Genomic DNA, 26,865 nt, shown 5'->3' on the forward strand with positions numbered 1-26,865 from the left:
GGGATCTTTTACCAGCGCCTGAAAAGTCAAAAGCCCAATCCGTCGATTGGGCTTTTTTTCGAGGCCGCCACGGGCTTAGCTCACAGCGCTGTTGCGTTCGATCACACGGTCACCACCACCTTCGGCAAGCTGACCTTGTGGGGTTTTGTCATAGCCATCTTCGACCAGACCTTTTTCTTCCAGGCGATCACGGCCACCTTCGGCGACAGCCTGGCCTTGTGGAGTCTTGTCGTAGCCGTCTTCTACCAGGCCTTTTTCTTCCAGACGGTTGCGACCGTTCTCGGCGAGTTGACCTTGTGGGGTTTTGTCGTAGCCATCTTCGGCCAGGGTCTGACCCTGTGGAGTGCGGTCATAACCGTCTTCGGCGAGGGTTTGGCTGAACACCGAGTGGCTGTCTTTGACTTGTGGCGTGGCTTGGTCGGCAGCCGGCAGGGCGAAAGCAGTGCTGGCTAGCATCGACAGGGTAAGGCTGAGCAGTAATTGGCGTTTCATGATGGGTTGCTCCTTGGGAGGGCGATAAAGTGGGTACGAGGGCAATGCTACTCTCGATAAGTCGATATAAAAGTTCATAAACGCAATGGTAATAATCAACAGAATTGATTGTTCTGGCGGGAGGCTCTAGATCGGGCCTTTCGGAGCATCGGTTTTGCATCGAGGTGGGTATTTTCGACTCACTCACGCCTCGCAAAAGTGCGGGGGCGGTAACGCTGTTCGACTGACCGGTCAGATTGCACGCAGGTTTTTGCGCCTTAATCGGCCTTTTGATTAAACCTGCGGGCCTTTTGCCAGTCACAGAATTCATAGGGGCCGCTTTGGCCCGCCGTTTCAGCCGTTCGCCGCGACATTGGCGAACGGTCGTGATCAGGAGCTTTGTGCATGACGCGCACTGGAAAAATCTTCAGCTGGACCTTCGCCATCCTCGTGCTGTTATTGGCCGTGCTGGTTTTGATCATCGTGTTCTTCGACTGGAACCGGATCAAACCGCCGCTCAACGCCAAAGTCTCGGAAGAGCTGCACCGACCGTTTGCGATCAATGGCAACCTCGCCGTTATTTGGCAGCGCGAACCGGATGAAGGTGGCTGGCGTGCCTGGGTGCCGTGGCCGCACGTTGTCGCCGAGGATTTGAGCCTGGGCAATCCGGACTGGTCGAAGAAACCGCAGATGGTCACCCTCAAACGCGTCGAGTTGCGTATCTCGCCACTGGCTCTGCTGGCGCAACGCGTGATGATTCCGCGTATCGACCTGACTGAACCCAACGCCGATTTGCAGCGCCTGGCGGACGGCCGCGCCAACTGGACCTTCAAGTTCGATCCCAAGGACCCGAACGCTGAACCGTCTAACTGGGTTGTCGACATTGGCGCCATCAAGTTCGACAAGGGCCACGTCACCCTTGATGACCAGAGCTTGAAAACCAACCTCGATGTGTTGATCGATCCGCTGGGCAAACCGATCCCTTACAGCGACATCGTCGGCGACAAAGCGGCAAAAACTGCGCAGGACAAGGGCGGTGCACCACAGGACTACGCGTTTGCGCTGAAGGTCAAAGGCCAATATCACGGCCAGAACCTCAGCGGTCGGGGCAAAATCGGTGGCTTGCTGGCCTTGCAGGACGCCAGCAAGCCGTTCCCGTTGCAAGCGCAGGCGAAGATCGGCGACACCCGTATCGAACTGGCCGGCACCCTGACCGACCCGATGAATCTTGGCGCCCTCGATCTGCGCCTGACGCTGGCCGGTGCCAGCCTGGGCAATCTCTACCCGCTGACTGGCGTCACCTTGCCGGACACGCCGCCGTATTCCACCGATGGCCACCTGATCGCCAAGCTGCATGACGCCGCCGGCGCGAAGTTCACCTATGAGCAATTCAACGGCAAGATCGGCAACAGCGACATCCACGGCGACCTGACCTACGCCGCCAGCCAGCCAAGGCCAAAACTCAGCGGCGCGCTGCTGTCCAATCAATTGCTGTTCGCCGACCTCGCGCCGTTGATCGGCGCCGATTCGAACGACAAGCAAAAGGCCCGTGGCGGTGAAAGCAAGCAACCGGCGGATAAAGTGCTGCCGGTTGAAGAGTTCAAGACTGATCGCTGGCGCGCGATGGACGCCGATGTCGAGTTCACCGGCAAACGCATCGTCCACAGCGAAAAGCTGCCGTTCACTGACCTCTATACCCACCTGAAACTCAATGATGGCGAACTCAGCCTCGAACCGCTGCGTTTCGGCGTTGCCGGTGGCAATCTCGACGCGCAAATTCGCCTCAACGGTCGCACAGAACCGCTGGAAGGCCGGGCCAAGCTGACCGCGCGCAAGTTCAAGCTGAAAGAACTGTTCCCGACGTTTGAGCCGATGAAGACCAGTTTCGGTGAGCTCAATGGCGATGCCGATATCAGCGGTCGCGGCAACTCGGTGGCCAAGCTCCTCGGCGGCGCCAATGGCCAGTTGAAGATGTTGATCAATGACGGTGCGATCAGCCGTGAGTTGATGGAACTGGCTGGGCTCAACGTAGGCAACTACGTGGTCGGCAAGATCTTCGGCGACAAGGAAGTGAAGATCAATTGCGCGGCAGCGGACTTCGACATCAAGACCGGATTGGCGACGACACGACTGTTCGTCTTCGATACCGAGAACGCGATCATCTATATCGACGGCACGGCAAACATGGCCACCGAGCAACTGGATTTGACCGTGACACCGGAATCGAAGGGCTGGCGTTTGATTTCCCTGCGCTCGCCGCTGTACGTGCGCGGCAAGTTCATCAAGCCCGACGCCGGGGTCAAGGCTGTGCCACTGCTGCTTCGCGGCGCGGGGATGGTCGCATTGGGTGTGATTGCGGCACCGGCGGCAGGGTTGCTGGCGCTGGTAGCGCCGAGTGGTGGTGAGCCGAATCAGTGTGCGCCATTGCTGGAGCAGATGAAGGCGGGCAAGGCACCCGTGACGGTCAAGCCATCCAGGTAAGGCAGAGCAAAAGATCGCCGGCGGCGGCGATCTTTTGCTTTTAAGGTTTAAAGGTCTTTCAGGATGTCGGCCATGTCATCGGCGTGCTCTTCTTCCTGCGCGAGGATGTCTTCGAAGATGCGCCGAGTTGTCGGGTCTTTCTCGCCGATGTACTGAATGATCTCGCGATAGCTGTCGATGGCGATGCGCTCGGCCACGAGGTCTTCGTAAACCATCTCTTTGAGGTTGTTCCCGGCCACGTATTGCGCGTGGGACATTTTCGACAGCAGGTCAGGGTTGAACTCCGGTTCACCGCCCAATTGCACGATGCGCTCGGCCAGACGGTCGGCGTGCTCGGCTTCCTGATTCGCGTGTTCGAGGAATTCTTCGGCGGCCACATGGGCTTTCACGCCATTGGCCATGAAGTAGTGGCGCTTGTAGCGCAGCACGCAAACCAGTTCGGTGGCCAGCGATGCATTGAGCAAGCGCAGCACCTCCTCACGGTCGGCGCTATAACTTTCGGTCACAGCGCCGTTCTCGACGTGTTGGCGCGCACGTTCGCGCAGTGTTTGCACATCTGACAGATGCAGGTCGTCACTCATTTCAGTCTCCTGGAGGCTAATCCGATGGGCGCCACGTTCTGCGGCCGTGGTCGCTACCCAAGTTGTGAGTCCCGAGCGAAGCAAAAAGTTTTATCGGATCTGGAGGGGCGAAAAGATCGTCGAAGCAGGCTGATGGTTGTGCTGTCATGTTCAGCAGGGATGCTTGGCGGGGGTTTTGCAGGCCTTGCCTCTATTCACCGAACTCAAGGATGTCTGCTCATGTCGACGCGTTATCCGCTGGTGCTGGTGCCGGGCATGCTCGGGTTTATCCGGCTGGTGCTCTATCCCTACTGGTTCGGGATCATCAAGGCGTTGCGCCGAGCGGGTGCAACGGTGATTGCCGTGCAGGTGTCGCCGCTCAATTCGACTGAAGTGCGTGGCGAGCAATTGCTCGCGCGCATCAATGAGATTCTGCGCGAGACTGGCGCGCAGAAGGTCAATCTGTTCGGCCACAGCCAGGGCTCACTGACAGCGCGGTATGCGGCGGCGAAACGGCCGGATCTGATCGCTTCGGTGACTTCGGTCGCTGGGCCCAATCATGGTTCGGAGCTGGCCGATTATCTGCAAAAACATTATCCGGCGGACAGCGCCAAAGGACGCATTCTCGCCGCGCTGTTGGGTTTTGTCGGGTGGCTGATGGCCTTACTCGAAACCGGTTATCACGGGCCGAAACTGCCGGTGGATATCCATGCGTCGCACCAATCGCTGACCAGCGCTGGCGTGGCGCTGTTCAACCAGCGTTATCCACAGGGATTGCCTGAAACCTGGGGCGGGCACGGGCCGGAGGAGGTCGGCGGCGTGCGCTATTACTCGTGGTCGGGGACATTGCAGCCAGGCAAGACGGATCGTGGCGGCAATCTGTTTGACGGGACGAATCGCAGCTGTCGCTTGTTTGCGAAAACCTTTGTGCGTGAGCCGGGGCAGTGTGACGGGATGGTCGGGCGTTTTAGCTCGCATCTGGGGACCGTGATCGGTGATGACTATCCGCTGGATCACTTCGACATCGTCAACCAATCGTTGGGGCTGGTGGGGAGGGGGGCGGACCCGCTGCGATTGTTTGTCGAGCATGCGGCGCGCCTCAAGGCTGCCGGCCTTTAACCTTCAGATCGAGTCATCGTTCATCGTTGGCAAGCCCACAGGTTTTGTGTTGAACACAGATTTTGCGAACAAGTGAATCCTGGTGGGTGGGCTTGCCAGCGACGAGGCCCGATCAGGCGATGCTTGGTCTGCGGCCCAACACGGTCGTCCAGCGCTCGGAAAGAATCACCCCACCCAACGTCAGCAAGCCGCCGACCAGGTGGTACATCGCCAGTTGTTCTTTAAGCACCACAGCGGCAATCAGCGCGGTAATCAACGGCAGCAAATTGAAGAACAGCGTCGTCCGGCTCGGCCCCAAACGCTGCACTGCCTGCATCCACGCCAACGGCGCGAGCATCGAGGCCAGCAGGCACGCATACAGCACCAGCGGAATATTCTGCACGGTCAGACCGGTTTTCGGCGAAGTGGCATACAGCGGAAACAATACGACAATCGCTACCAGCACCTGCAAATACAGCAACACCAGCGGCGGCAAGCGCAGCTGCCATTTTTTCAACAGGGTGCTGTAGATGGCATAGGCCAGGGTCGCGATCAGCATCATCGCATCACCCAGGTTGACGCCGTGTTGCAGCAATGCGCCAAGGCTGCCGGACGACACCACCACCAGCACTCCGGCGAAGGACAGTACCGCGCCTACCAGTGCCCCGGCGGTCAGGCGCTGACCGAGGCTGATGATCGCCATGGCCAGCGACATCAACGGCATCAGCGACAGAATGATGCCCATGTTGGTGGCGGTGGTCAGCGTTGCGGCGAAGTAGGCAAGGCTTTGATAGACCGCCATCCCGAGCACGCCGAGAACGAAAATCCTGCTCAGGTTCGGGCGAATCTGCGGCCAGTGCGCGATCACCGCTTTGAGCATGAACGGGGTAAACAGCAAACCGGCGAGCAGCCAGCGGTAAAAACCGATCTCGGCCGGGAAAATTGCACCGACCGCGAGTTTGTTGATCACGGTGTTGCCGGCCCAGATAAAAATCGCCAGCAGCGGAAAAGCGTATTGCATGCGTTGGAACCAGTACGTTGATGAAGCGCAATTATCCCTTGTCTGGATGCAGGCCTATACTTCGAACCGGACAACCTGCCTCTGAAACCGGACAGCATGAACAGCAAACACATCGATCTGCTGGATTTCAGCGAACTGCCATCGGCGGTGTACTTTCGCTACGCCGACTTCAACGCCCACGAATTCGCCGCACCGCACCGCCACCCGTGGGGCACGCTGGAGTATGCGGCACATGGCGTGCTGCACATGGACGTCGACGGCAGCCGCTTCATGTCGCCGCCACAATATGCGGTATGGGTGCCGCCACAGATCGAACACAGTTTCTACAGCCATCAACCCGTCAATTATCGCGCGGTGTGTCTGGATGCCAAGGTCTGTGCCGATTTGCCCGCCCGCGCCTGCACGCTGGCGATCAGCGACATTCTCAAGGCGATTCTCAAGGACTTCGCCGCGCGCGACGTGAAGATTCCCCAGCTGGATGCCGATCAGCGATTAGCGCAGGTGCTGGTCGATCAATTGCAGCAGGCGCCGGTGCACGAGTGTTATCTGCCCTACGCGAGCAGTTCGGGTTTGCTGACGATCCTTGAATCCTTGCAAGCCGAGCCGGGCAACAATCAGCCGTTGGCGCATTGGGCGGCGCAGGTGCATGTCAGTGAACGCACGCTGGCACGGCAGTTTTTGCGGGAGTTGGGCATGAGTTTTGGCGAGTGGCGTCAGCGTTTGCGCTATCTCGCGGCGATCGAAGCATTGGAAGGTCAGCGCAGCGTTCAGGAGATCGCCTTCGATCTCGGTTACAGCAGCGGTTCAGCCTTTATCGCCATGTTTCAACGCCAGGCGGGTTGCACACCGGAGTTTTATCGTCGGCATAAATTGTTCTAATGCGAAAAGGATATTTCTTACAGAACTATCCGAAACTTACTTCAAAAGATAATGAATTTCTCACTGTAGTCTGCCGTTGATACTTTCAGTTGGCTGAGTGGAAATTAGAAATGAATGAGTTAATGTCGACTATTAAAAGCTCGACACAAGATGGTGTCGGTCAAAGTGTTCATTACGCTTTAATCAAGGAAAACATTCCGGGGTGGTTGGTACAGTCCAGTCACAAAAGAGTTGTCGATCTTAATCAGGGCGCCAAAGTCATGCCGCCCTGGTTGAAAGCGGCATCTTCGATCGAACGCGATGCACTCAAGCGCGCCATGGTGTCTGGATGGCAGGCGCAGACTGCTGTGGACAAGATTTTTGCGAAATTGCAGGACGCCCATGCCTTCGGGCAACGCTTGTTGATTCAGGCGCTTAACGATCAGTACGGCGTGACAGTTGATGTTCGGGAAACTTATATAAGACTGTATTCGCCGGCGCATTTGTCACCTTGGGCCGCTCATGTAACGGGTGGTGTAAGTGCTCGGACCGTTTCAATGCTTGATGCGGCATTGCATAATTTTTCCATAGGTGAAGAGTTGCTGGCGGGCAGCCAGTTCATCAGCAAACCGGATGAGCGCGGGTTATTTGAAACTTTAAGTTTGAAGACGATGACTGTCGAGCAGTTCAAGACATTGTGTCGAACGCTGGACATCGGCGCGCAATACCAGATCTATCTCGAAGATTATTTGAATTCTGCTGAACCCCTGGCCCGTGGTGTCGTGCGCAAAAGCGTTATCGAATGCCAGCGACATGCCTTCAAAACAGCCGCTCATCTGGCATTGATGAAAAAAGACATCTCTGCGCAAGCGTATTTGCACGCTCTGCACATGTTTGACGGCAAACGAGGGCTGCAACTTGACGGGTTGCCGGTCCGCTACTATCACCTGTCGATGCTGGGTGTTCGTCTGACAGGCATTGTGCTGATGATGCCGGATCCTGATGCACCGGTTACCAGCGTCAGGCGTGTAATCGCCTATGTGCCGAACGACCCCGTGCACCCCTTGAAGGAGTACCCGTCGCTGCGGGCTTTTTCAACCGAGCTGACGCGACAGTTGCAGGGCGATGTCCTGGCGTCGCAATCTTCGCCGAATCCCTATCAAGTGTTTTTCAGCCAGTTCGTCGATCATCAGCAGCGTGGGTTTTTTTTCGCCGAGCTCAAGGCGCTGCTGTTTCCGGTTCAGTATCACGGACCTTCGCCGCGACCGGATGTACCGTCGTGGCGCGAAACGCCGGCGCAAAACCCGCATCTGCGCATTGCCATGATTGGCTTTGGCGAGCAGACGGGCGAGCGTTACAACGGTGACGTGTGGACTTATCTGTTCCAGCAGCACGTCAACAAAATGCTCGACGACGGCCGCACATTGGCTGTTTCCACGGCGGCCGCCGACAGCAACGAGCGCTGGGCCTGGGTCGAAAATCTGGAAAAAATGCTCTCCGACATTCTCAATGTCGCGCTGTTGGTGGTGACGCCGTTTGTACCGTTTCTCGGTGAGCTGATGCTGGGCTACATGGTTTACCAGTTGGTCAGCGAGGTCGTGGAGGGCGTGATAGACCTCGCCGAAGGCGAGTATCAGCAAGCGGCAGAACATCTCATCGGTGTGACTGTATCGCTTGTCGAGGCCGGGCTGTTCGCGATTGGCGGCAGTTTTGCCCAAGAGGTCATTCGACCGAGACTGTCGTCGTTCCTCGAAAATGCCAGACCGGTTACGTTGGCCGATGGCAGCCGGCGCCTGTGGGGGCAGAATATCGATCCCTACCTGCAACGCAATCTACTTCTGGCGACCGACTCGAAGCCGGATGCTGGCGGGCTGCATGTGCATCAAGGCAAGTCGATCCTGCGCCTGGAGGGGCGTCACTTCGAGGTCAGGAAAGAGGCGAGTAGCGGCAAACATCGGGTCCTGCATCCGGGGCGTCCCGACGCTTATCAACCGCTGGTCGCGACCAATGGTGAGGGTGCGTTCGTGATCGAAGGCGAGAAACCGCACACCTGGAATATTCAGACGCTGATGCAAAGGCTTGGGCCGTCGGTGGACGGGCTGACCGAGGATTTCACCGATATCCGCGCGGTCAGCAAGGTCGATCCAGGCGCACTACTGCGCATGTACAGCAACAATGAGCGGGCCATTCCCTTGCTCAGTGACACGGTGAAACGGTTCAGAATCGATCGCGATATCACAGCCTTCATCGACAAAATGTCCAGTGCCGACCCGGCAGCGTATCTGAGTGCTGATCCCCTCTGGCAGTTTCAGTTACTGGATGGCTGGTGGACCGCTGACGCCGTTGAACTGGTCGATGCTCACGGCGAAGTGGTGGCGGTTCTCGGCTCGGGCAGCAAGAAGCCCGTGCGGCTGTCGTCGGAGCGGTTGACCAACGGCGACTTGCTGAAAACCCTGGTGACGCGACTCGATGATGCTCAAACCCGAACGCTGCTGGGGGATCCGCCCAATGCTCCTGTCGCCTCGACCGATGTAAGTGCCCGGCGTTTGCGCGGCGCCTTGGCGCAACGGGCTCGTCAGCGTCAATCGAGTTTGTTCGAATCGCGTTACAGCCGTTACACAAAAGCAGTCTCGAATCAGGCACAAGTCATTCAGGACAAATTGCCTGGACTGCCGGGGCCGGTGGCACAGGAGTTGGTCGCGCTGGCCACACCTTCGGAGCTGGAGACACTGGCAGAGAATCAGGTTCCCTCACGGTTGCTGAACTTCGGGCGCTGGGCGCTGCGTGATTTACGCATCAGCCGCGCGTATGAAGGATTGTTTCTCGATTCGGTCAGCAGCACTGACGGCGACGCGCTGGTATTGCATTCGCTGGAGAACTTGCCGGGCTGGAACCCGCAGGTGAACATCGACCTGCAGTTGTATCAATACGGCGGGCGCCAGTTGGACCGCATCGGCCCTGACGCAGCGTTGATTCAGCGCACGATCGTCGTCGACGAGAACGGCAGGTTCCAGGCATACGATGACACGGGCCAGGCATTGCACCGCGCCAGTGATTTCTACACGGCAATCTTGCAGGCGTTGCCAGATGCCGAGCGCAATGCGCTGGGCGTTCACATTGGCGAGGGGCCGAAATTGAGGTCTGCACTGCGTGGGCATGCTCTCAAACCTCATCGCCTGCTGAAGATCCTCAACGATTTGCCCGTTCTGCAAGTGCATACCTTCGACCCGTCGGTCATGCGCCTGCGTGGGGGCGGGCTGCCCGACGCGGGTGAGGTCGCTGCATTACAGAGCGTCGCTGACGAATTTGCCCCGTTCGTTGCCGCAGCATTTCACCCCAGCGTTGCCGAAGTAGAGCGTTACAACTATCTGCGCGGCCTGAAGTTGATGGATGAAAGTCTGCCGGTCGATTATTTGGACAGCCTTTGGGAGGCGTTGCGCACAGCCAACCAGGACAGTTATGAAGCCAATCAACGGGTGGTGCAGAGTATCGAAGTCTTGCCAGACCTGAAGGCGCTGATGCCCGCCGAAGCCTTCCAGCAATTGGCCGGGAGACTCTTTGCCGCGGATGGCCTGAAGCCGCTGACGGAGTCCGAATGCCAGTTGGGTATCAATGCGCGCACGCTGCAACAGACCGGGCTGGATCAGGCATATCTCGCGCTCAAACAGGCGGTTCACGCAAACCCGGTACACCCCGGTGAGCCATCGATCGAACTGTGGCGCAGCAGGTTGTATGCGCAAGATGAGACGATCATTCCGACCTCGGCTGAGGTATCGCCTCTGGTCATGGCCAATTTGCAATCGGCGCAGCGCGCCGTATTCCAGGCCAAGGAGTTGCTGCCGCTCTCGGGTAACCAATTGCCGAGTATCTGGGAAAAAGGCGGCTCGGCAATTGCGAAAATCAAAGGGCTCCGGCAACTGGATCTTCAATCAGGTGAATTTATAGCCCGGTTGACGAGCGCAGAAACCGCGCAGAAAGCCATTGAGATCAAGGGCGGTAACTGCTCGGAAAACTCCAAGGTCACGTTCTCCATTCTCGCCAGCCAGCCGAGGGCGTCGCGCATCCATCTGGTCAAGGCCACCGCCTTCGACCATCAGTACGTGGTGATCGGTGACGACCTGAATAATCTTGCCGAGTTGGTCGTTGCTGACTCATGGCCGGAATTGCCCGTCGCCCATACGGCTGACAATGGCTACTTTGAATTCGAACTGCCGGCGCTGCAAACGCTGGAGGCCGGCCCCGCTGTTGCCGACTACGCCTTCATCAACAGCACAGCACCAGGTCCGGCAGCGCTGCCGCAGGTGTCGCGTGAAAACACCATCAGGCAGATCAAGATAAACAAGCTCCATCAGAGGGGGGCTTATGCTCAGTTCACATCGCTGAACGAGCCCGGCGCCAGCTACCACATTGCGGGTGCAGTGCCAGTTTCTTTCGAACGTTTGCCCACGGCCGTTATTGATAAGCGGCTTGACGCCTATTTGGACTATCAGGAAGCGTTCAAGAATTTGCTAACTGAAAGCACTGAGTAAATAACGCTGTACGCCCGGGACTTGATGACGGTTCCGGGCACTTGCCGCAAAGGCTGAAGCAGAGGCTGGAGGAAGGTGTAACAAGATTTGGCTACACTCCTGCAGAGGCCGCATCCATCGGTGCGGCGACAAGGAGAAAACTCCATGAAGATGTTGCGTGTGCCTTTGTTGATGATTGGTTTGCTCCTCTGTTCCCAGGGTTTCGCCGCCACGGCGCAACAGAACAAGATGACTACCTGCAATGCCGATGCGACCGCCAAGAGCCTCAAGGGCGATGAGCGCAAAACCTTCATGAGCACCTGCCTCAAGGCAGCGCCGGCGGCCAACGATGCCAAGACCCTGACTCCGCAGCAGGAGAAAATGAAAACGTGCAACGCCGATGCGAAAACCAAAGCCCTGACTGGCGATGCGCGCAAAACCTTCATGAGTGATTGCCTGAAGAAAAAGTGATCATCTGAATCTGTGGCGGTTGGGCTGGCCTATTCGCGGGCAAGCCCGCTCCCATAGGGATTTCGGCTGTTCCCTGAATTTGTGTTCAACGCTTAGCCTGTGGGAGCTGGCTTGCCAGCGATGAGGCCCGATGGGGCGAACCGCATATACCTAGTGCTCGCCCCGGAACGCTGGCAGACTGCCAATCCTTCTACGCCGTTCGTTTTGAGGCTGTATGCCAACGTTTTCTGAGCGTCATGTTGTGTTCTGGGTCAGTTGCATCATCATTTTCGGCGGTTTGCTGCTGGTGCTGCCGCTGCGCTTGCTGCCGAGCCTGCTGGCTGGCTTGCTGGTGTTCGAGCTGGTCAACATGCTCACCCCGCAACTGCAACGGCTGATCGAAGGTCGCCGCGCACGTTGGTTGGCGGTAGCGCTGCTGGGTACGCTGGTGGTGAGTGTGCTGGCGCTGATCTTTGCCGGAGCCATCAGTTTCCTCTTGCACGAAGCGGAAAATCCCGGCGCCTCACTCGATAAATTCATGGGCGTGGTTGATCGTGCGCGCGGACAATTGCCGCCATTCATCGACGCTTATCTACCGGCCAGTGCCGGTGAATTCCGCGTCGCGATTGGCGAATGGCTGAGCAAGCATCTCTCCGAGTTGCAACTGGTCGGCAAGGATGCGGCGCACATGTTCGTGACGCTGCTGATCGGCATGGTGCTCGGTGCAATCATCGCCCTGCAGCGCGTGCCGGACGTGACCAAGCGCAAACCGTTGGCGGCGGCGCTGTTCGACCGTTTGCACCTGCTGGTTCAAGCGTTCCGCAATATCGTTTTTGCGCAGATCAAGATCGCCCTGCTCAACACCTTCTTCACCGGGATCTTCCTTGCGGTGATCCTGCCGATGTTCGGCGTGAAGCTGCCGTTGACCAAAACCCTGATCGTATTGACCTTCCTGCTCGGTTTGCTGCCAGTGATCGGCAACCTGATTTCCAACACGCTGATCACCATCGTCGGCCTGTCGCTGTCGATCTGGGTGGCGGTGGCGGCGTTGGGGTATCTGATCGTTATCCACAAGCTCGAATACTTCCTCAATGCGCGCATTGTCGGCGGGCAGATCAGTGCCAAGTCGTGGGAGTTGCTGCTGGCGATGCTGGTGTTCGAGGCCGCGTTCGGCCTGCCGGGGGTGGTGGCGGGGCCGATTTATTACGCGTACCTGAAGAGTGAGTTGAAGCTGGGCGGGATGGTGTAACAGAGGGGGCAGTATTGCCTGATCTAATGCTATCGCTGGCAAGCCAGCTCCCACAGGTCATGCGCCGCTTCTGAAAGTGGCGTTAATCCTGTGGGAGCTGGCTTGCCAGCGATAGGGGCAACTCGATATCCGATCAGTTCATGGCGCCGTAGCGTTTCATCGCTTCAATCGCCAAACCGCTGCCGATGCTGCCAAAGATATTCCCTTCAACATGCCGCGCATTCGGCAGCATCGCCGAGACGCTGTTACGCAGCGCCGGAATGCCGCTCGAACCGCCGGTGAAGAACACCGTATCGACCTGATCGACCGCCACACCGGCATCGTTCAACAGTTGCGTAACGCTGCCCCGCACCCGCTCCAGCAGCGCATCAATTGCCGATTCGAACAGCGCTCGGCTCAGTTCTACACTCAAGCCGGCCTCGATCCGATCCAGCGGCACGTGGCGGCTGTCGGTGTGGGTCAGCTGGATTTTGGTCTCTTCGACTTCCATCGCCAGCCAGTGGCCGGCACGCTGTTCGATCAACTTGAACAGGCGATCGATGCCGCCAGTGTCTTCGATGTCGTAACGCATGCTGCCCAGCGCCAGGCTGGATTTCTGCGAGTACACCGAGTTGATGGTGTGCCAGGTCGCCAGGTTCATGTGGTGGCTGGTCGGCATGTAGGCGCCGCTCTTCATGCGGCTGCCGTAGCCGAACAGCGGCATCAGGCCTTGCAGGCTCAGTTGCTTGTCGAAGTCGGTCCCGCCGATGTGCACACCGCCGGTGGCGAGGATGTCGTCGTGACGGTTGTCGTGCATGCGACGCTCGGGCGACAGGCGCACCAGCGAGAAGTCGGACGTACCACCGCCGATGTCGACGATCAGCACCAGCTCTTCTTTCTCGATGGTCGACTCGTAGTCGAAGGCCGCCGCAATCGGTTCGTATTGGAACGAGACTTCCTTGAAACCGATCTTCTTCGCCACATCGACCAAGGTGTCTTCGGCTTCCTGGTCAGCCAGCGGATCGTCATCGACGAAGAACACCGGGCGACCGAGCACCACTTGCTCGAATTCCCGACCGGCGGCGGTTTCGGCGCGGCTCTTCAACTGGCCGATGAACAGGCCGAGCAAGTCCTTGAACGGCATCGCCGTACCGAGAACGCTGGTGTCGTGCTTGATCAGCTTGGAACCGAGCAGGCTTTTCAACGAGCGCATCAGGCGGCCTTCGTAGCCTTCCAGATACTCGTGCAGCGCCAGACGACCGTAAACCGGGCGGCGTTCCTCGATGTTGAAGAAGACCACCGACGGCAGGGTGATCTTGTCGTCTTCCAGCGCGATCATCGTTTCCATGCCGGGGCGCAGCCAGCCGACGGTGGAGTTGGACGTGCCGAAGTCGATGCCGCAGGCACGGGCTGGAGAGGCGTCTTTCATGTCTTTCGGTTCCGGTCAAAAAACGGCCGCGCAGTGTATGTCAGTGCGCGCCAGAATCGAAGGCCGGTCATCTGCTATTTCGCGACTAAACTGGTTGAAAATCGCAGCTTCGCCCCAAACTTGCTGGCATGGGCCGGCAGAACCACCGGCGGTCACAAGAACCGTCGTCCACTGCCGATAAACTTCTGCTGCGCCACCCGGTCACAACCTTGAGATCGGTCAACCTGGCACGCGCGAATCGGCGCATGCTGGCATCGGCGCGAAATCGATAACGGATGGTGATTCCTTCAATGGACTTCAAAGACTATTACAAGATACTCGGCGTGGAGCCGACAGCAGACGATAAGGCGATCAAAGCGGCCTATCGCAAGCTGGCGCGCAAATACCACCCCGACGTCAGCAAGGAAAAAGACGCCGAGGAGAAATTCAAGGACGCGTCGGAAGCCTATGAAGCGCTGAAAAGCGCCGACAAACGCGCCGAATACGACGAGCTGCGTCGTTATGGCCAGCACGGTCAGCCGTTCCAGGGGCCTCCGGGCTGGCAGAGCCGTGGCGGCTTTGGTGGCGGTGGTCAGGACACCGGCGACTTCTCGGACTTCTTCAGTTCGATCTTTGGCAATCGCGGCCCCGGTTTCGGTGGCGGCGAGGGTCGGCAACAACGCAGTGCAGGGCGCCGAGGGCAAGACGTGGAAATGGAACTGCCGATCTTCCTCGAGGAAACGCTCTCGAACGAATCGAAGAAGGTCACCTTCCAGGTGCCTCAATACAACGCCAACGGCCAGCACGTCAGCAACACCAGCAAGAGCCTGAACGTGAAGATCCCGGCGGGCGTGACGGATGGCGAGCGCATCCGCCTCAAAGGCCAGGGCGCACCGGGCGTGGGTGGCGGGGCAAATGGCGATCTGTACCTGACCATTCGGTTTGCGCCGCACCCGAAATTCGACGTCGAAGGCGACAACCTGATCATCACGCTGCCGCTGGCACCGTGGGAGCTGGCGCTGGGCACCGAAGTGGCCGTGCCGACGCTGACTGGCAAGATCAACCTCAAAGTGCCAGCCGGCAGTCAGAACGGCCAGCGCATGCGCGCCAAAGGGCACGGTCTGAAAAACAAGGCTGGCGAGCGTGGTTACCTGTTCGTGCAGCTCAAGGCCGTGATGCCGAAAGCGTCCGACGACGAGGTCAAGGCGCTGTGGCAGGAACTGGCAAAAAAAGCCGCCTTCAATCCGCGAGAGAACTTCTAAATTCGGCGACGGAGTAGCCCATCATGAGCAGCCCCCTGATCGTTCAACTGGACTTGGCAGAATTCTGTGAGGCGGCCGATTTGTCGGACGTCTACGTGATCGAAATCGTCGATCACGGCATCCTCGAACCTCAGGGCGCGCAACCCCGGGAATGGCGCTTCACCGACTACGAACTGGCCCTGGCCAAACGCGCCGCCAAGCTGCGGCGCGATCTGGAGCTGGAGTGGGAAGGTGTTGCGCTGGCGCTGGATCTGCTCGAAGAAGTTGGCCAGTTGCGAGCCGAAAACCGCATGCTCAGACAACGCCTGGCACGCCTGGTAATCGAATGAGCCCCTGTAGGAGCTGCCGCAGGCTGCGATCTTTTGACCTTGTCTTTTAAAAACAAAATCAAAAGATCGCAGCCTTCGGCAGCTCCTACAAGGTTCGCGGCAATACCACGCTGAATCGTGTGCCGTCAGCCTCATTCGAGCTGACTTCAATCGTCCCGCCATGGGCGTTGACCACTTCTTTGACGATAAACAAGCCTAACCCCAGGCTGGTCGAAGGCTGTCCGAGTTCTTCATCGGCGCTGCGCACCAACGGATCGAAAATCGTCCCCAACGCCTCTTCGGCAATCGGTGTGCCGAAGTTGTGCACTGACAGGCACACCGCGTCCGCCTCATCCTGCAACGTCAGCGTCACCTGTTGAGTGGTCGAACCATGCTGCAGCGCGTTGCCGATCAGGTTCTGCAGCAATTGATCGATACGGCCCGCGTCCCATACGCCTCGCGTGTCACCGTGAATGTGCAGCACCGGCGAACAATTCGGGTTACCGGCGCAGGCCTCGGCAAGCGCGGCCCGTGCCGCCTCGGCCAGGTCCATCGGAGCGGGTTCGATCGGCAGGCTTTTGCCAAGGCGACTGCGTACCAGCTCCAGTAAATCACTGACCATCGCCGCCATGTGCCGGGCGCCGCGTTTGATGTTGAGCGCGCAGTTCAACGCATCGCCTTCCAGCGTGGCTTTACGCATTAGCAGTTCGGTGGACATGCTCACCGCTTGCAACGGGGCGCGCAGATCGTGGCCGAGAATGGCCAGAAAGATGTCACGCGATCGATTGACCTGTTCGGCATAGGCCGCGGTCGATTCGGCCAGCGCTTCATCGATGGCTTCATTGAAACGGATCATGTCCTGAAAGTAATTCATGTCCGGTGATTCGAGGCTGTCGACCCAGCGTCGGATCACACAGGCGCGCAAGTGACGAAATTCCGAAGTCATCTGCACCAGATCGAAGCCGACGGTATGGCGCAGTTCACCATGGCTGGCGCCGGCTTGGTCCAGACTCGGGGTCTGCTCTGGGCCTTCACCCTTGGCTTTGGCGGCCTGCTCGTCAGGCGTCTGCGGCTTTTTCATGTCGCGAGCGGCGGCCAGCAGAATGGCTTTGGCGTGATCACGCAAGGCCTCGGCGTCCATATGTTCGGCAGCGGGCGTGATGGTGGCGGCGAACTGCTCCCATTCCGCGATGATCGGGTCAACGTTGCAGACGATGAACTCGCAAAGACGCATGAGCGGTTACCTGAGGGTGAATCGATGGACAGCGATTCGAATATTAGCCCCTCTGGCGAGAAATACGCGACCGCTGATGCCCGGTTCCCGGGGGATTTTTTTGAGTGCGGTATATATGTATTTTCGGCTCTCTAATTACTGCGTGGTTATGGGTTTTTCAGCGTGTTCTTCAACAGGATTTTGGTTTTTTGTTTTTCTCAGTCATCCGTAATCTGAGCTCAAGTTATTGGATGACGAGATTGTGCATATGGACGTTGTTACAAATAAAGTGTCGATCAATGAAGGCCCGCACCATGGCGTGATAACCGGGCTTATTCCTGAGGCGATCAAACAAGCCCCACCCCATCGACTGGAAACGCTTGAAGCGAATCTGAATGTTGCGCAGGCATTTGCGGCAGAGGCGCCAGCGGCGCATCAGCGTTTGAAAGAACTTGTGCAAAAACACTGGCAACTGCAGGGCGAAGTCGATTCGACCTTGAGTACGCTCGAGCAGAATATTGAGGCGTTCGCTCGACCATTACTGATCGAGGCACTCAAAAGCCAGCTCAATGTCGATCTGGATGTCGACAAGGCGATGCTCAGGCTTTATGTCCCGGACAAGATCATTTTCGGCATCGACCGGGGCGCGACGCGCTCGCGGCATTCGTCGTTGCTGGCGGCGGCGTTGCATAACTTCGAACCGGCAGAGACCGAGGACGGCTACTTTCGCAGTGGTTCCGGTGTGTATGTTGCCGATGCCGACGGGACGCCGGTGCAGCACGGCACCACGGTGGGTGAAATTGCCAGCGTCTGCCGCTCGCTGGACGTCGGCGCGCTCTATCAGCAACACCTCAAGGCGTTGTTGCTCCCCGGTGAACCGGCGAAGCAGGCGACGCTGAAGACGCAATCAATGGCGGTGGAACAGTCCGCGCTGAAAGTGGCTGCGGCTATCGCCGGGATCAACGCTGACCTGAGCATTCACGCTGAGGCCGTCATCAACGATGTGATCAGCGGGCAAAGCCCAGTCAGCTATCACGGTCGCCCATTGCAGGCGCATCGATTGCGGATATTGGGGCTGGAGTTGTCCGGCATTGTGCTGTTCAGTGCTGTGGCAGAAAAAAGCGAGATAGAAATATTTCTGTCAGGGCTCATACCCGAAGAATTGAAGTTTTTGTTTGACTGGTCACGGCGTACTCCCTGGCTTAACGACAATCTTTATGAGAAGTACAAGATCCTCACGGATGTCTTCGCCAATGGGCCGAGTGCTGTAACGGCTGAAATGGCGCGGCGTAATGACTTTTATGATCAAAGTATTCTGAACGGGCGGTTAATCGCCTACATCCCGGATGATCCACTTCATCCGCTGAAAGAATATCCATCGCTGACGGCGTTCATGAAAGCCTTGGCGACGAAGTTGCTGGACACCTCCTATCAGCAGTTTTTCAGCCGGTTTGTGGCCCAAAGAGACAAGCCGACATTCTTCCAGCGGGCCAACGAGCGCCTCAAGGAAATCACCTGGCACCAGCGTGAACCACTGGACATGGGGCCTTGGTGGCGCGAGACGCCGGTTGAGAATCCTCACGTCGAACCGATCACGGTGCCGATCCCGGGTGATCTCTGGGATTACCTGTATCGGCGCAAGCGCGATAAGGCGCTCAGTGATGCGCGACTGATCGCCGTGCCGACCGGCGATGAAGACGCCAAAAGCCGCTGGAATCGGCTGATCAGCTATCTGGATATTGGCTGGAACATCTTTAACTTCGCCGTGATGCTGGTGCCTGGGGTCGGTGAGGTGATGCTTGGCGTGATGGTCGCGCAATTGCTCGCGGAGTTTGCCGAAGGCATCGAAGACTGGAGTCACGGTGACAAAGAAGAGGCGTGCGCGCACATCAACAGCGTCATCCTCAACTTTGCGCAACTGGCGCTGATGAGCGCCGGCCATGTTCTGCCCAAAGGTGCCGCAGCGATCAAACCTTCGCCCTTTGTCGACAACCTCAAAGCGGTTTCGCTGGAGGATGGCCGTAGCAAAATGTGGAACCCGGATCTGACGCCGTACGAACACAAAGTCGTGCTGCCTGGTGGCACCTCGGCTGATGACGCCGGCTTGTATCCGCATCAGGGTAAAAAGCTGCTGCACCTTGAGGGAAAACAGTACGTCCTGACGCAGAATCCGCTCAGCGACCAGTTCCGCATGCAACACCCGACTCGCGCCGACGCCTATGCACCAAAGGTCGAGCATAATCGGGCGGGCGCCTGGAAGAGCGAAACCGAGCAGCCACTCGAGTGGCAGAAGACCCAACTGTTGCGCCGCGTCAACGCGTTGGCCGCTACCTTCAGCGAGTCCACGCTGGAGCAGGTGCTGACAGTCAGCAACATCGATGAAGGTGTGCTGCGGCGTCTGCATGTCGAGCAAGATTTGCCGCCATCGTTACTGACCGACACCCTCCAGCGCTTCGAACTGCATGCCTCGGTCAGCCAGTTCGACGAGCAGATCCGTAGCGGCAACATCAGCAATCATCTGGCCGGTTACCTGCCAGGGTTGATGACTGAGCTACCGCATTGGCCCGAGGAAAAAGCCATCACCTTGAAAGACCCGTTGCCGGCCCATCGAGACGCTGTCACCTACGGCAACGCGGACGCCACACCGGCCAACATACTGACGGTCACCCAGCGGGAGCTTCAGACCGGACAGCTTGAAAGCAGGGTGCTGGGGTTTTTGAACGAGGCGCAAATCGGAGCACTGCTCGGCCATGGGATCTCCAGCGATCGCGCGGTACGTATTCAGGCGCTGCGCGAGGTCCTGGTGCAGCGTGCGACCAAACGCAGTTCGCAGGTGTTCGAATCGCAATACTCCAACGCGGATGTTTCCGCCGATAGCCGCGTGCGCAGGTTGAAAGGCGATAATCCCGGATTGCCGTGCAGTGTGATCGAGCAAGTGCTCAATGAGGCCGACCCGCAGGTTTTGGACAGGCTGGACAACAGCGGCAAGGTCGTCCTCGAACTACGTCAGCAACTGCGTGCGGCAGCCACCAGGGTTCGCCTGAGTCGTGCTTTCGAAGGCCTGTACCTTGAACATCTGGAGACGTCTGACACCCACCGACTGGCGCTGGGCTCGATGGCGAACCTGCCTGGCTGGTCGCCTGACGTTCGCATCGAAATTCGCGACCTGTCCTTCACCGGTCAGTTGCGGGCCAGTATTGGCGCCCCGGATGCGCCGATCCGCAAAGTATTGATCGCTGATGAGGACGGGCTCTTCAACGCGCGGGATGACCAAGGGTTGCATCTGCACAGCGCCGAGGATCTCTACAGCGCGGTGTTGCATGCGTTGCCCGATGAACAGCGAAAAGCGCTGGGTTTTGAAATTTTTCAGGGCGATCTGCTCAAACAAGCGATTCTCCGTGCACCGCTGAGTCACGAGCAATTCGCCAAGGTTTTGCTGGATCACCCGATTCGCAAGCCCGCTTATGACCCCGAACATATGCGCCTGCGCGGCGGCATGCGAGGCTATCCGCTACGCCCCGAAGGCTGGTCGGCGCTCAAGCGTCGCGTGGGTTCTTTGTATCCTGCCTTTAGCAATGCCGAGGTGGAGGCGCTGCTTCGCAGCTTTGGCGAGACCGCCATGGAGCAACGCGTGGCGGCGTTGGAGCGTGAGTTCAGCCTGTTCAACCTGGACTTCCAGCGCTGGTTGAACGACATGAGCCTAAGGTATCGTTTCAGCCCTGAAGGGGTCGCCGAATGGACAGCACGCAACAAGATCTATCGGATGCTGCGCCAGTGCTGGCAGCGCACCGGTCCTGAGGGGCCGCCGGCACCGGCTGTTATCCGGGCACAGAGGCTGGATCTCGATGGCCTGCCAATGGATCGCCATCTGTTGAACATGCCACTCCTGAGCGGCAGTTTTGACCATGTCACCGCGCTGAGCCTGCGCAACGGTCAGATACTCAGTGACCAACAGCTTTTTCTCGGCAACTTTCGGCAGTTACGCGAACTCGATCTGTGGAAGAACCGCTTGAGCGACTTTCCAGAAAACATCAGTCACATGCCTTATCTGCGTGTTTTGACGCTCTCGGACAACCAGATAACGCTGACCGCCGAAAGCGTCGCTCGGCTGCGTGCGATGAGCCGGCTGCAAGTACTCAAGCTCGACGGCAACCCTCTCGGTCGAGTGCCCGACATCAGTCAGATGCCTGCCTTGGCGATTCTGACGCTGGACAATACGGGCATCGATCAGTGGCCAATTGGCTTGTTTGCCAAACAGCGTCCGCGCAACCTGTACCTGGACCTGCGCTTCAACCAGATTAGCGAACTCCCGGAGGTCGCGCCGGGTTCAGCCTCTGCCGAATTGATCGCGCGAACCAATGTGACTCGCACGCCGTTTTATCTTTCCGCGCAGAATCTCGAGAAACTCAAGCAATACATTGAGTCAGTCGGGCTCGATCCGGATCGACCTTATCCGTCTCGCGGGACCATCGACAACTCGCTCTGGGATGAGGGCCTCAGCGAGGCCGAATGGAATGCGCGCCTGCCATTTTGGGACGAGGTAGAAGACGAGTTCGACTCCGAGCCGTTTTTCAAAGAACTGCGCAAATTGACCGCGTCGGCCGACTTCCAGGCCACTGATCCGAGTTACCGAACCGACCTCACGGCCAAGGTCTGGCGAATGATTTTCGCCATGTACGAGAACACCGCATTGCGCGAGAAAATCTTCGCCGAGGCGGTTGCTTCGACGACTTGCGCGGATGCCGGTGCACAATTTTTCAACGCGATGGGCGTCGAAGTGCTGGTGCATGAAGCGTACGGGTTGATCAACACTGATCTGGTCGAGGCCGAGCTGGTGGCGCTGGCTCGCGGCAAGTCGCGCCTTGACGAGTTGGGGCAGATCGCCCGGCAGCATGTGGCAGATCGATTGAAAGCAGGGGAGACGTTTCGACGCGAGGGGGCCGACGGTGTTACCGGCACCATCGATGAGGTGGAAGTTCACCTGGCCTACATGACCGATCTGGGCGAACGCCTGGACTTACCGTGGCAATCGCGTGGCATGTTGTTCAGGAAAATCGCAGGGGTCTCCGAAAAAATGATCGAGGAGGCGTACCAGCGAGTGGTCCCGCTGGAGGAGGGGGAGTTGCTGGCGCCGCGGATTCTGGAGCAGCCATTGTGGCAGCGCTTCCTCGAGAAAACCTTTCGCAAGGAGTTCGACGAACTGCTGGAGTCTCTCAAGCATGAGGATGACATCACCCGGTTTGAGGCTTTGCGGACGCTGGAGAAAAACCTGACGCAACAAGCCATTGAGCGAGCGAAACTGCAAAGGGTTTACCCACCGTTCACTGTCGCGCCGTAAACAGACCTGGAGGCGCGCGAACGCCTCCAGGCTTTTTACTCAGCCACTCAAAACAGAAAGTAACGCTGCGCCATCGGCAGTGTTTCTGCGGGTTCACACCAGAGCAATACACCGTCGGCCTTGACCTGATAAGTCTGCGGGTCGACGTCGATGTTTGGCAGGTAATCGTTGTGAATCAAATCGGTTTTCTGCACGTCGCGGCAACCTTTGACCACAGCGATTTTCTTTTTCAGCCCCAGCGCTTCGGGCAACCCGGCCTCGGCTGCCGCCTGGCTGATGAAGGTCAGGCTGGTGGCGTGCAGCGAGCCACCGTAACTGGCGAACATCGGGCGGTAGTGCACCGGTTGCGGTGTCGGGATCGAGGCGTTGGCGTCACCCATCAGGCTGGCGGCAATGGCGCCGCCCTTGAGAATCAGCGTCGGTTTTACACCAAAAAACGCCGGACGCCAGAGCACCAGATCCGCCCACTTGCCGACTTCGATCGAACCGACTTCATGGCTGATGCCATGGGTGATTGCCGGGTTGATCGTGTACTTGGCGATGTAGCGTTTGGCGCGGAAGTTGTCGTTGCCTTCGCCGTCCTGCGGCAGCGGGCCTCGCTGCTTTTTCATCTTGTCGGCAGTCTGCCAGGTGCGCGTGATGACTTCGCCCACGCGGCCCATGGCCTGGCTGTCGGAGCTGATCATCGAGAACGCGCCGAGGTCGTGAAGAATGTCCTCAGCGGCAATCGTTTCGCGGCGAATGCGGCTTTCGGCGAACGCGACGTCTTCGGCGATGCTCGGATCGAGGTGGTGGCAGACCATCAGCATGTCGAGGTGTTCGTCGATGGTGTTACGGGTGAACGGCCGCGTCGGGTTAGTCGAGCTCGGCAACACGTTGGGGAAACCACAGGCCTTGATGATGTCCGGTGCGTGACCGCCGCCGGCGCCTTCGGTGTGATAGGTGTGGATGGTGCGGCCCTTGAACGCGCCGAGGGTGGTTTCGACAAAGCCGGATTCGTTGAGCGTGTCGGTGTGGATCGCTACCTGCACATCGAACTGATCCGCAACGTTTAGGCAGTTGTCGATGCTTGCCGGGGTGGTGCCCCAGTCTTCGTGCAGCTTGAGGCCGATGGCGCCGGCCTTTACCTGCTCGATCAATGGCTCCGGCAGGCTGGCGTTGCCCTTGCCGGTGAGGCCGATGTTCATCGGGAAGGCATCGGCGGCCTGGAGCATGCGCGCCAGATGCCATGGGCCGGAAGTGCAGGTAGTTGCGTTGGTGCCGGTGGCCGGGCCGGTGCCGCCGCCGATCATGGTGGTGACGCCGCTCATCAGCGCTTCTTCGATCTGCTGTGGGCAGATGAAGTGGATGTGCGTATCGATGCCGCCGGCGGTGAGGATCATGCCTTCGCCGGCGATCACTTCGGTGCCAGCGCCGATGGCGATGGTCACGTTCGGTTGCACGTCCGGGTTGCCGGCCTTGCCGATCGCGGCAATGCGCCCGTCCTTGAGGCCGACGTCGGCCTTGACGATGCCCCAGTGGTCGATGATCAGTGCGTTGGTGATCAGCGTGTCGACGACTTCGGCGGCGAGCAGTTGGCTCTGGCCCTGACCGTCGCGAATCACTTTACCGCCCCCGAATTTCACTTCTTCGCCGTAGGTGGTGAAGTCTTTTTCGACTTCGATCCACAGCTCGGTGTCGGCCAGGCGCACCTTGTCGCCGACGGTGGGGCCGAACATGTCGGCGTAGGCTTGTCGCGAGATCTTCATTTCAATTCCTTGCACAAATTCATTGTGGCGAGGGGATTTATCCCCGTTCGGCCGCGCAGCGGTCGTCATTCCGTCACCGCGCTCTATAGGTCAGATCTCATCTGCTGAGCTGCGGGTGCTTCGCACCCGAACGGGGATAAATCCCCTCGCCACAGGTCAATCGAGCTCACCCATGATCCTGCCGGCAAAGCCGAAAACTCGCCGATGCCCGGCGTAATCCACCAGCTCAACCTCGCGGCTCTGCCCCGGCTCGAAGCGCACCGCCGTGCCCGCCGGAATATTCAGGCGCATGCCGCGGCTGGCCGCGCGATCGAAGGTCAGTGCGTCGTTGGTCTCGAAAAAGTGATAGTGCGATCCCACCTGAATCGGCCGGTCGCCGCTGTTGGCGACTTTCAGGCTGATAGTGCGGCGATCGACGTTGAGTTCGATGTCGCCGGGCTGGATCTGGTACTCGCCAGGAATCATCGCTGGGCTCCTTGCAGAATCTTGTAGTAGAGGGCGGTCGGCCTGTACGTGCCGGTCGGGTCGCAGGCGTAATCGGGGATTTGCCCCGCGCGGGTGTAGCCCAGCGCCTTGTAGAAGTCTTCGGCCGGGGAGCCGGCTTCAGTGTCGAGGAAAAGCATGCCGCGCTTGTGCTTGGGCGCTTCGAGCTCCAGCGCGGTCATCAGTTGCTGACCGAGGCCGCGACGCCGTGCGTGTTCGCGCACCAGCAGTTTCTGCACCTCGGCACGATTGAGGCCGTTGGCTTTCTGACACAAACCCAATTGCACACTGGCCAGCACCTGTTCGTCCTTGACCACCACCCAGAGCAGCACGCTGCCTTTGTTGACGTGGTCCTGAACCTCGTCGAAATACGCGCGCGCCTGCGCAGCATCGAGGTCGGCCATGAAACCGACGCTGGCGCCATAACCCACCGCGTCGAGCAGCAGGTCGATCAGGCCCTGGCGATAGTGGGCGAAACTTTCAGCGTTGACGCGGCGCAGCTGGGCGGCGTTCATCGGTATCACTCCTTGTTGGCGTTCGGCGGCTCCGCGCCAGGGTTGAGGGTCAATTGCATGAAGGTCAGGTCGAGCCAGCGGCCGAACTTGGTGCCGACTTGCGGCATTTGCCCGGTGATGATGAAACCGGCGCGTTCATGCAGACGGATCGAAGCGGTGTTGCCGCTTTCAATGGCGGCGACCATCACGTGTTTTCCACAGGTCTTCGCCCGCTCGATCAGCGCCGTCATCAGCAGCGGGCCGAGGCCGTTGCCGCGTTGGTCGCTGCGCACATAAACCGAGTGCTCGACGGTGTGGCGAAAACCGTCGAAGGGCCGCCAGTCACCGAAAGAAGCGTAGCCGAGCACGCTGTTATCGCCGTCGACGATCACCAGAATCGGATACGCCTGGGCCTGACGGGCGCTGAACCATGCCTGGCGGTTGCCGAGGTCGACGGCTTGTTCATTCCAGATCGCCGTGGTGTTGAGCACGGCGTCGTTGTAAATGTCGCGGATCGCCGGCAGGTCGGCGTGGAGGGCATCGCGAATGGAATAGGTCATGGCGCGGCCTCAAACGATCGGTTGGTGGACGGTGACCAGTTTGGTGCCGTCGGGGAACGTCGCTTCGACCTGAATCTCCGGGATCATTTCCGGGATGCCTTCCATCACTTGTTCGCGCGAAAGCAGGGTGGTGCCGAAGTGCATCAGCTCGGCGACGGTCTGGCCGTCACGCGCGCCTTCGAGCAGCGCAGCAGAGATATAGGCCATGGCTTCCGGGTAGTTGAGTTTCACGCCGCGCGCCAAACGCCGCTCGGCAACGAGGCCGGCGGTGAAGATCAGCAGCTTGTCTTTTTCGCGTGGGGTCAGGTCCATTGTGGATTTCCGTCAGGGCAGATTTGTGAGGTTCTTGCTGGCGTGGGGTGCCAGTTGGAGCAGCCCCTCACCCTAGCCCTCTCCCGAGGGAGAGGGGACTGATCTCGGTTGTTTTCAATGGCCGGCTCAGTCAGCAGTATTCGTTCAGTCAGTTAAATTCATTTCAAACGACCCGGTCAGGCTCCCTCTCCCTCCGGGAGAGGGCGGGGGGTGAGGGGCTTTTTCAGGTACTCCATATTCTGGGAGATACCGCCTCACGGCCCAGCAGCACCGGCCGTAGCAAACGCCAAAGATCAATAAGCCAGGCGCGAGCGAGCAACGCTTCACTGGCAAGACACCGAGCCACTAGAAGCCCCGGCAACTGGGTCAAATCCCCGCGCACGTCATGGCCCAGCGAGCGACAACGCTCGAGCAACTCAGCATCAATCTCACCGGTCACCAACAACGTCGCAAACACCGGATGGCCATCCAGGCCGATCGGCGAATCAAGCAAACCGTCACCGCCGACAATGCGCTGGCGCTCATGCCAGAGCAGTTGGCCATCGCGACGAATATCCAGGTGCGCCTGAAAATGCCCAAGGTCAAAACGCTCGCCACTGGCCGGGCGACCCAACGCCACCACGTCCCAGTAAAACAAGCGTGCATCACCTTCAAGATCAATCGATGTGCTCAGCTCAGCCTGGGCTGCGCTGTAGACGATGGTTTCCTGCGGCAGCCATTCCAGCGTCGCACCGGCCGCCACTTTCAAGTCGAGCTTCTGATACGCCGGCCCACCGGCGCGATACCACTTGGCCGCGCCGGGGCTGGTGATCTGTGCCCATGCACCTGGTTCGACACGGGCGCTGATATCGAGACGATCACCGCCGGCAATCCCCCCCGGTGGATGGACGATGATGTGCTGGCAGACCTCGGGGCCTTCGGCGTACAAATGTTTTTGCACCCGCAGCGGGCCGAGGTGCCGGCGCATGACCGGGCGCGTGCAGTCGCCGAAACGGGCGTAAGCGAGTTCCAGCTCGGCGTGCCAGCTCGGGGTAAACAGGGCAGTGGTTAAAGGCAAATTCATA

General features: G+C 58.9%; 20 protein-coding genes. 9 read left to right on the forward strand and 11 right to left on the reverse strand.

Annotation, left to right across the window (positions count from 1 at the left end; translation table 11 throughout):
* Positions 1-75 precede the first annotated feature (75 nt).
* Complete coding sequence (locus JFT81_RS26930) at positions 76-492, reverse strand: hypothetical protein (RefSeq protein WP_201230338.1); 417 nt, start codon at positions 490-492, stop codon at positions 76-78.
* A gap of 384 nt (positions 493-876) precedes the next feature.
* On the opposite strand from JFT81_RS26930, the gene JFT81_RS26935 reads away from it, so the two are divergent.
* Positions 877-2,952: an AsmA family protein gene (locus JFT81_RS26935; protein WP_201230339.1), complete on the forward strand. Its 2,076-nt coding sequence runs from the start codon at positions 877-879 to the stop codon at positions 2,950-2,952.
* 47 nt (positions 2,953-2,999) lie between these two features.
* On the opposite strand, the gene JFT81_RS26940 is transcribed toward JFT81_RS26935, so the two are convergent.
* Complete coding sequence (locus JFT81_RS26940; RefSeq protein WP_201148480.1) at positions 3,000-3,533, reverse strand: ferritin-like domain-containing protein; 534 nt, start codon at positions 3,531-3,533, stop codon at positions 3,000-3,002.
* Positions 3,534-3,752: 219 nt separating this feature from the next.
* Between JFT81_RS26940 and JFT81_RS26945 the strand changes: the two genes are divergently transcribed.
* The gene (locus JFT81_RS26945) at positions 3,753-4,631 is read left to right on the forward strand and encodes a triacylglycerol lipase (protein ID WP_201230340.1); all 879 of its coding nucleotides are present in this window, start codon (positions 3,753-3,755) and stop codon (positions 4,629-4,631) included.
* A gap of 112 nt (positions 4,632-4,743) precedes the next feature.
* Here JFT81_RS26945 and JFT81_RS26950 read toward each other — a convergent pair whose 3' ends face one another.
* Positions 4,744-5,631, reverse strand: coding sequence for a DMT family transporter (locus tag JFT81_RS26950; RefSeq protein ID WP_201230341.1), 888 nt, complete (start codon positions 5,629-5,631; stop codon positions 4,744-4,746).
* A gap of 96 nt (positions 5,632-5,727) precedes the next feature.
* Between JFT81_RS26950 and JFT81_RS26955 the strand changes: the two genes are divergently transcribed.
* The 4 genes from JFT81_RS26955 (at position 5,728) to JFT81_RS26970 (ending at position 12,696) form a co-directional block, all read left to right on the forward strand.
* A complete protein-coding gene (locus JFT81_RS26955) occupies positions 5,728-6,510 on the forward strand; it encodes a helix-turn-helix transcriptional regulator (protein ID WP_201230342.1) in 783 nt (260 codons plus the stop codon).
* A 110-nt stretch (positions 6,511-6,620) separates the two neighbouring features.
* Positions 6,621-11,018, forward strand: coding sequence for a DUF6543 domain-containing protein (locus JFT81_RS26960; RefSeq protein WP_201230344.1), 4,398 nt, complete (start codon positions 6,621-6,623; stop codon positions 11,016-11,018).
* Between the two features lie 144 nt (positions 11,019-11,162).
* Positions 11,163-11,468: a PsiF family protein gene (locus JFT81_RS26965; RefSeq protein ID WP_025111807.1), complete on the forward strand. Its 306-nt coding sequence runs from the start codon at positions 11,163-11,165 to the stop codon at positions 11,466-11,468.
* Between the two features lie 214 nt (positions 11,469-11,682).
* Positions 11,683-12,696 (forward strand): AI-2E family transporter, encoded by a 1,014-nt coding sequence (locus tag JFT81_RS26970; protein WP_201230346.1) that lies wholly within the window; start codon positions 11,683-11,685, stop codon positions 12,694-12,696.
* Between the two features lie 133 nt (positions 12,697-12,829).
* Here JFT81_RS26970 and JFT81_RS26975 read toward each other — a convergent pair whose 3' ends face one another.
* Positions 12,830-14,104, reverse strand: coding sequence for an Hsp70 family protein (locus tag JFT81_RS26975; RefSeq protein WP_201230348.1), 1,275 nt, complete (start codon positions 14,102-14,104; stop codon positions 12,830-12,832).
* Positions 14,105-14,394: 290 nt separating this feature from the next.
* On the opposite strand from JFT81_RS26975, the gene JFT81_RS26980 reads away from it, so the two are divergent.
* Both JFT81_RS26980 and JFT81_RS26985 read left to right on the forward strand, forming a co-directional pair.
* Positions 14,395-15,345, forward strand: coding sequence for a DnaJ C-terminal domain-containing protein (locus JFT81_RS26980; RefSeq protein ID WP_201230358.1), 951 nt, complete (start codon positions 14,395-14,397; stop codon positions 15,343-15,345).
* A gap of 23 nt (positions 15,346-15,368) precedes the next feature.
* Positions 15,369-15,674 (forward strand): chaperone modulator CbpM, encoded by a 306-nt coding sequence (locus JFT81_RS26985; protein WP_201230360.1) that lies wholly within the window; start codon positions 15,369-15,371, stop codon positions 15,672-15,674.
* A gap of 85 nt (positions 15,675-15,759) precedes the next feature.
* Here JFT81_RS26985 and JFT81_RS26990 read toward each other — a convergent pair whose 3' ends face one another.
* Complete coding sequence (locus JFT81_RS26990; protein ID WP_201230362.1) at positions 15,760-16,887, reverse strand: HAMP domain-containing sensor histidine kinase; 1,128 nt, start codon at positions 16,885-16,887, stop codon at positions 15,760-15,762.
* A 247-nt stretch (positions 16,888-17,134) separates the two neighbouring features.
* Here JFT81_RS26990 and JFT81_RS26995 point away from each other — a divergent pair, with 247 nt between their 5' ends.
* Positions 17,135-22,204, forward strand: a complete 5,070-nt coding sequence (locus tag JFT81_RS26995) for an NEL-type E3 ubiquitin ligase domain-containing protein (RefSeq protein WP_201230364.1) — start codon at positions 17,135-17,137, stop codon at positions 22,202-22,204.
* Positions 22,205-22,251: 47 nt separating this feature from the next.
* Here the strand turns inward: JFT81_RS26995 and ureC are convergent, their stop codons facing one another.
* The 6 genes from ureC to JFT81_RS27025 all read right to left on the reverse strand — a co-directional run bounded on the left by ureC (position 22,252) and on the right by JFT81_RS27025 (position 26,864).
* Positions 22,252-23,952, reverse strand: coding sequence for an urease subunit alpha (gene ureC / locus JFT81_RS27000; protein WP_201230366.1), 1,701 nt, complete (start codon positions 23,950-23,952; stop codon positions 22,252-22,254).
* 156 nt (positions 23,953-24,108) lie between these two features.
* Positions 24,109-24,417: an urease subunit beta gene (locus JFT81_RS27005; protein WP_201230374.1), complete on the reverse strand. Its 309-nt coding sequence runs from the start codon at positions 24,415-24,417 to the stop codon at positions 24,109-24,111.
* Positions 24,414-24,950 carry a GNAT family N-acetyltransferase gene (locus tag JFT81_RS27010; protein WP_201230376.1) on the reverse strand — a complete coding sequence of 179 codons (537 nt, stop codon included), beginning with the start codon at positions 24,948-24,950 and terminating at the stop codon, positions 24,414-24,416. Before JFT81_RS27010 ends, JFT81_RS27005 begins: the two co-directional genes overlap by 4 nt.
* Before the next feature lie 5 nt (positions 24,951-24,955).
* Positions 24,956-25,489: a GNAT family N-acetyltransferase gene (locus JFT81_RS27015; protein ID WP_201230378.1), complete on the reverse strand. Its 534-nt coding sequence runs from the start codon at positions 25,487-25,489 to the stop codon at positions 24,956-24,958.
* A 9-nt stretch (positions 25,490-25,498) separates the two neighbouring features.
* Positions 25,499-25,801, reverse strand: a complete 303-nt coding sequence (ureA, locus tag JFT81_RS27020; RefSeq protein WP_007915951.1) for an urease subunit gamma — start codon at positions 25,799-25,801, stop codon at positions 25,499-25,501.
* A gap of 223 nt (positions 25,802-26,024) precedes the next feature.
* Positions 26,025-26,864 carry an urease accessory protein UreD gene (locus tag JFT81_RS27025; RefSeq protein WP_201230380.1) on the reverse strand — a complete coding sequence of 280 codons (840 nt, stop codon included), beginning with the start codon at positions 26,862-26,864 and terminating at the stop codon, positions 26,025-26,027.
* Between the last annotated feature and the right edge of the window lies 1 nt (position 26,865).

It is taken from the genome of Pseudomonas sp. TH43 (assembly GCF_016650635.1).
GTDB lineage: Bacteria > Pseudomonadota > Gammaproteobacteria > Pseudomonadales > Pseudomonadaceae > Aquipseudomonas.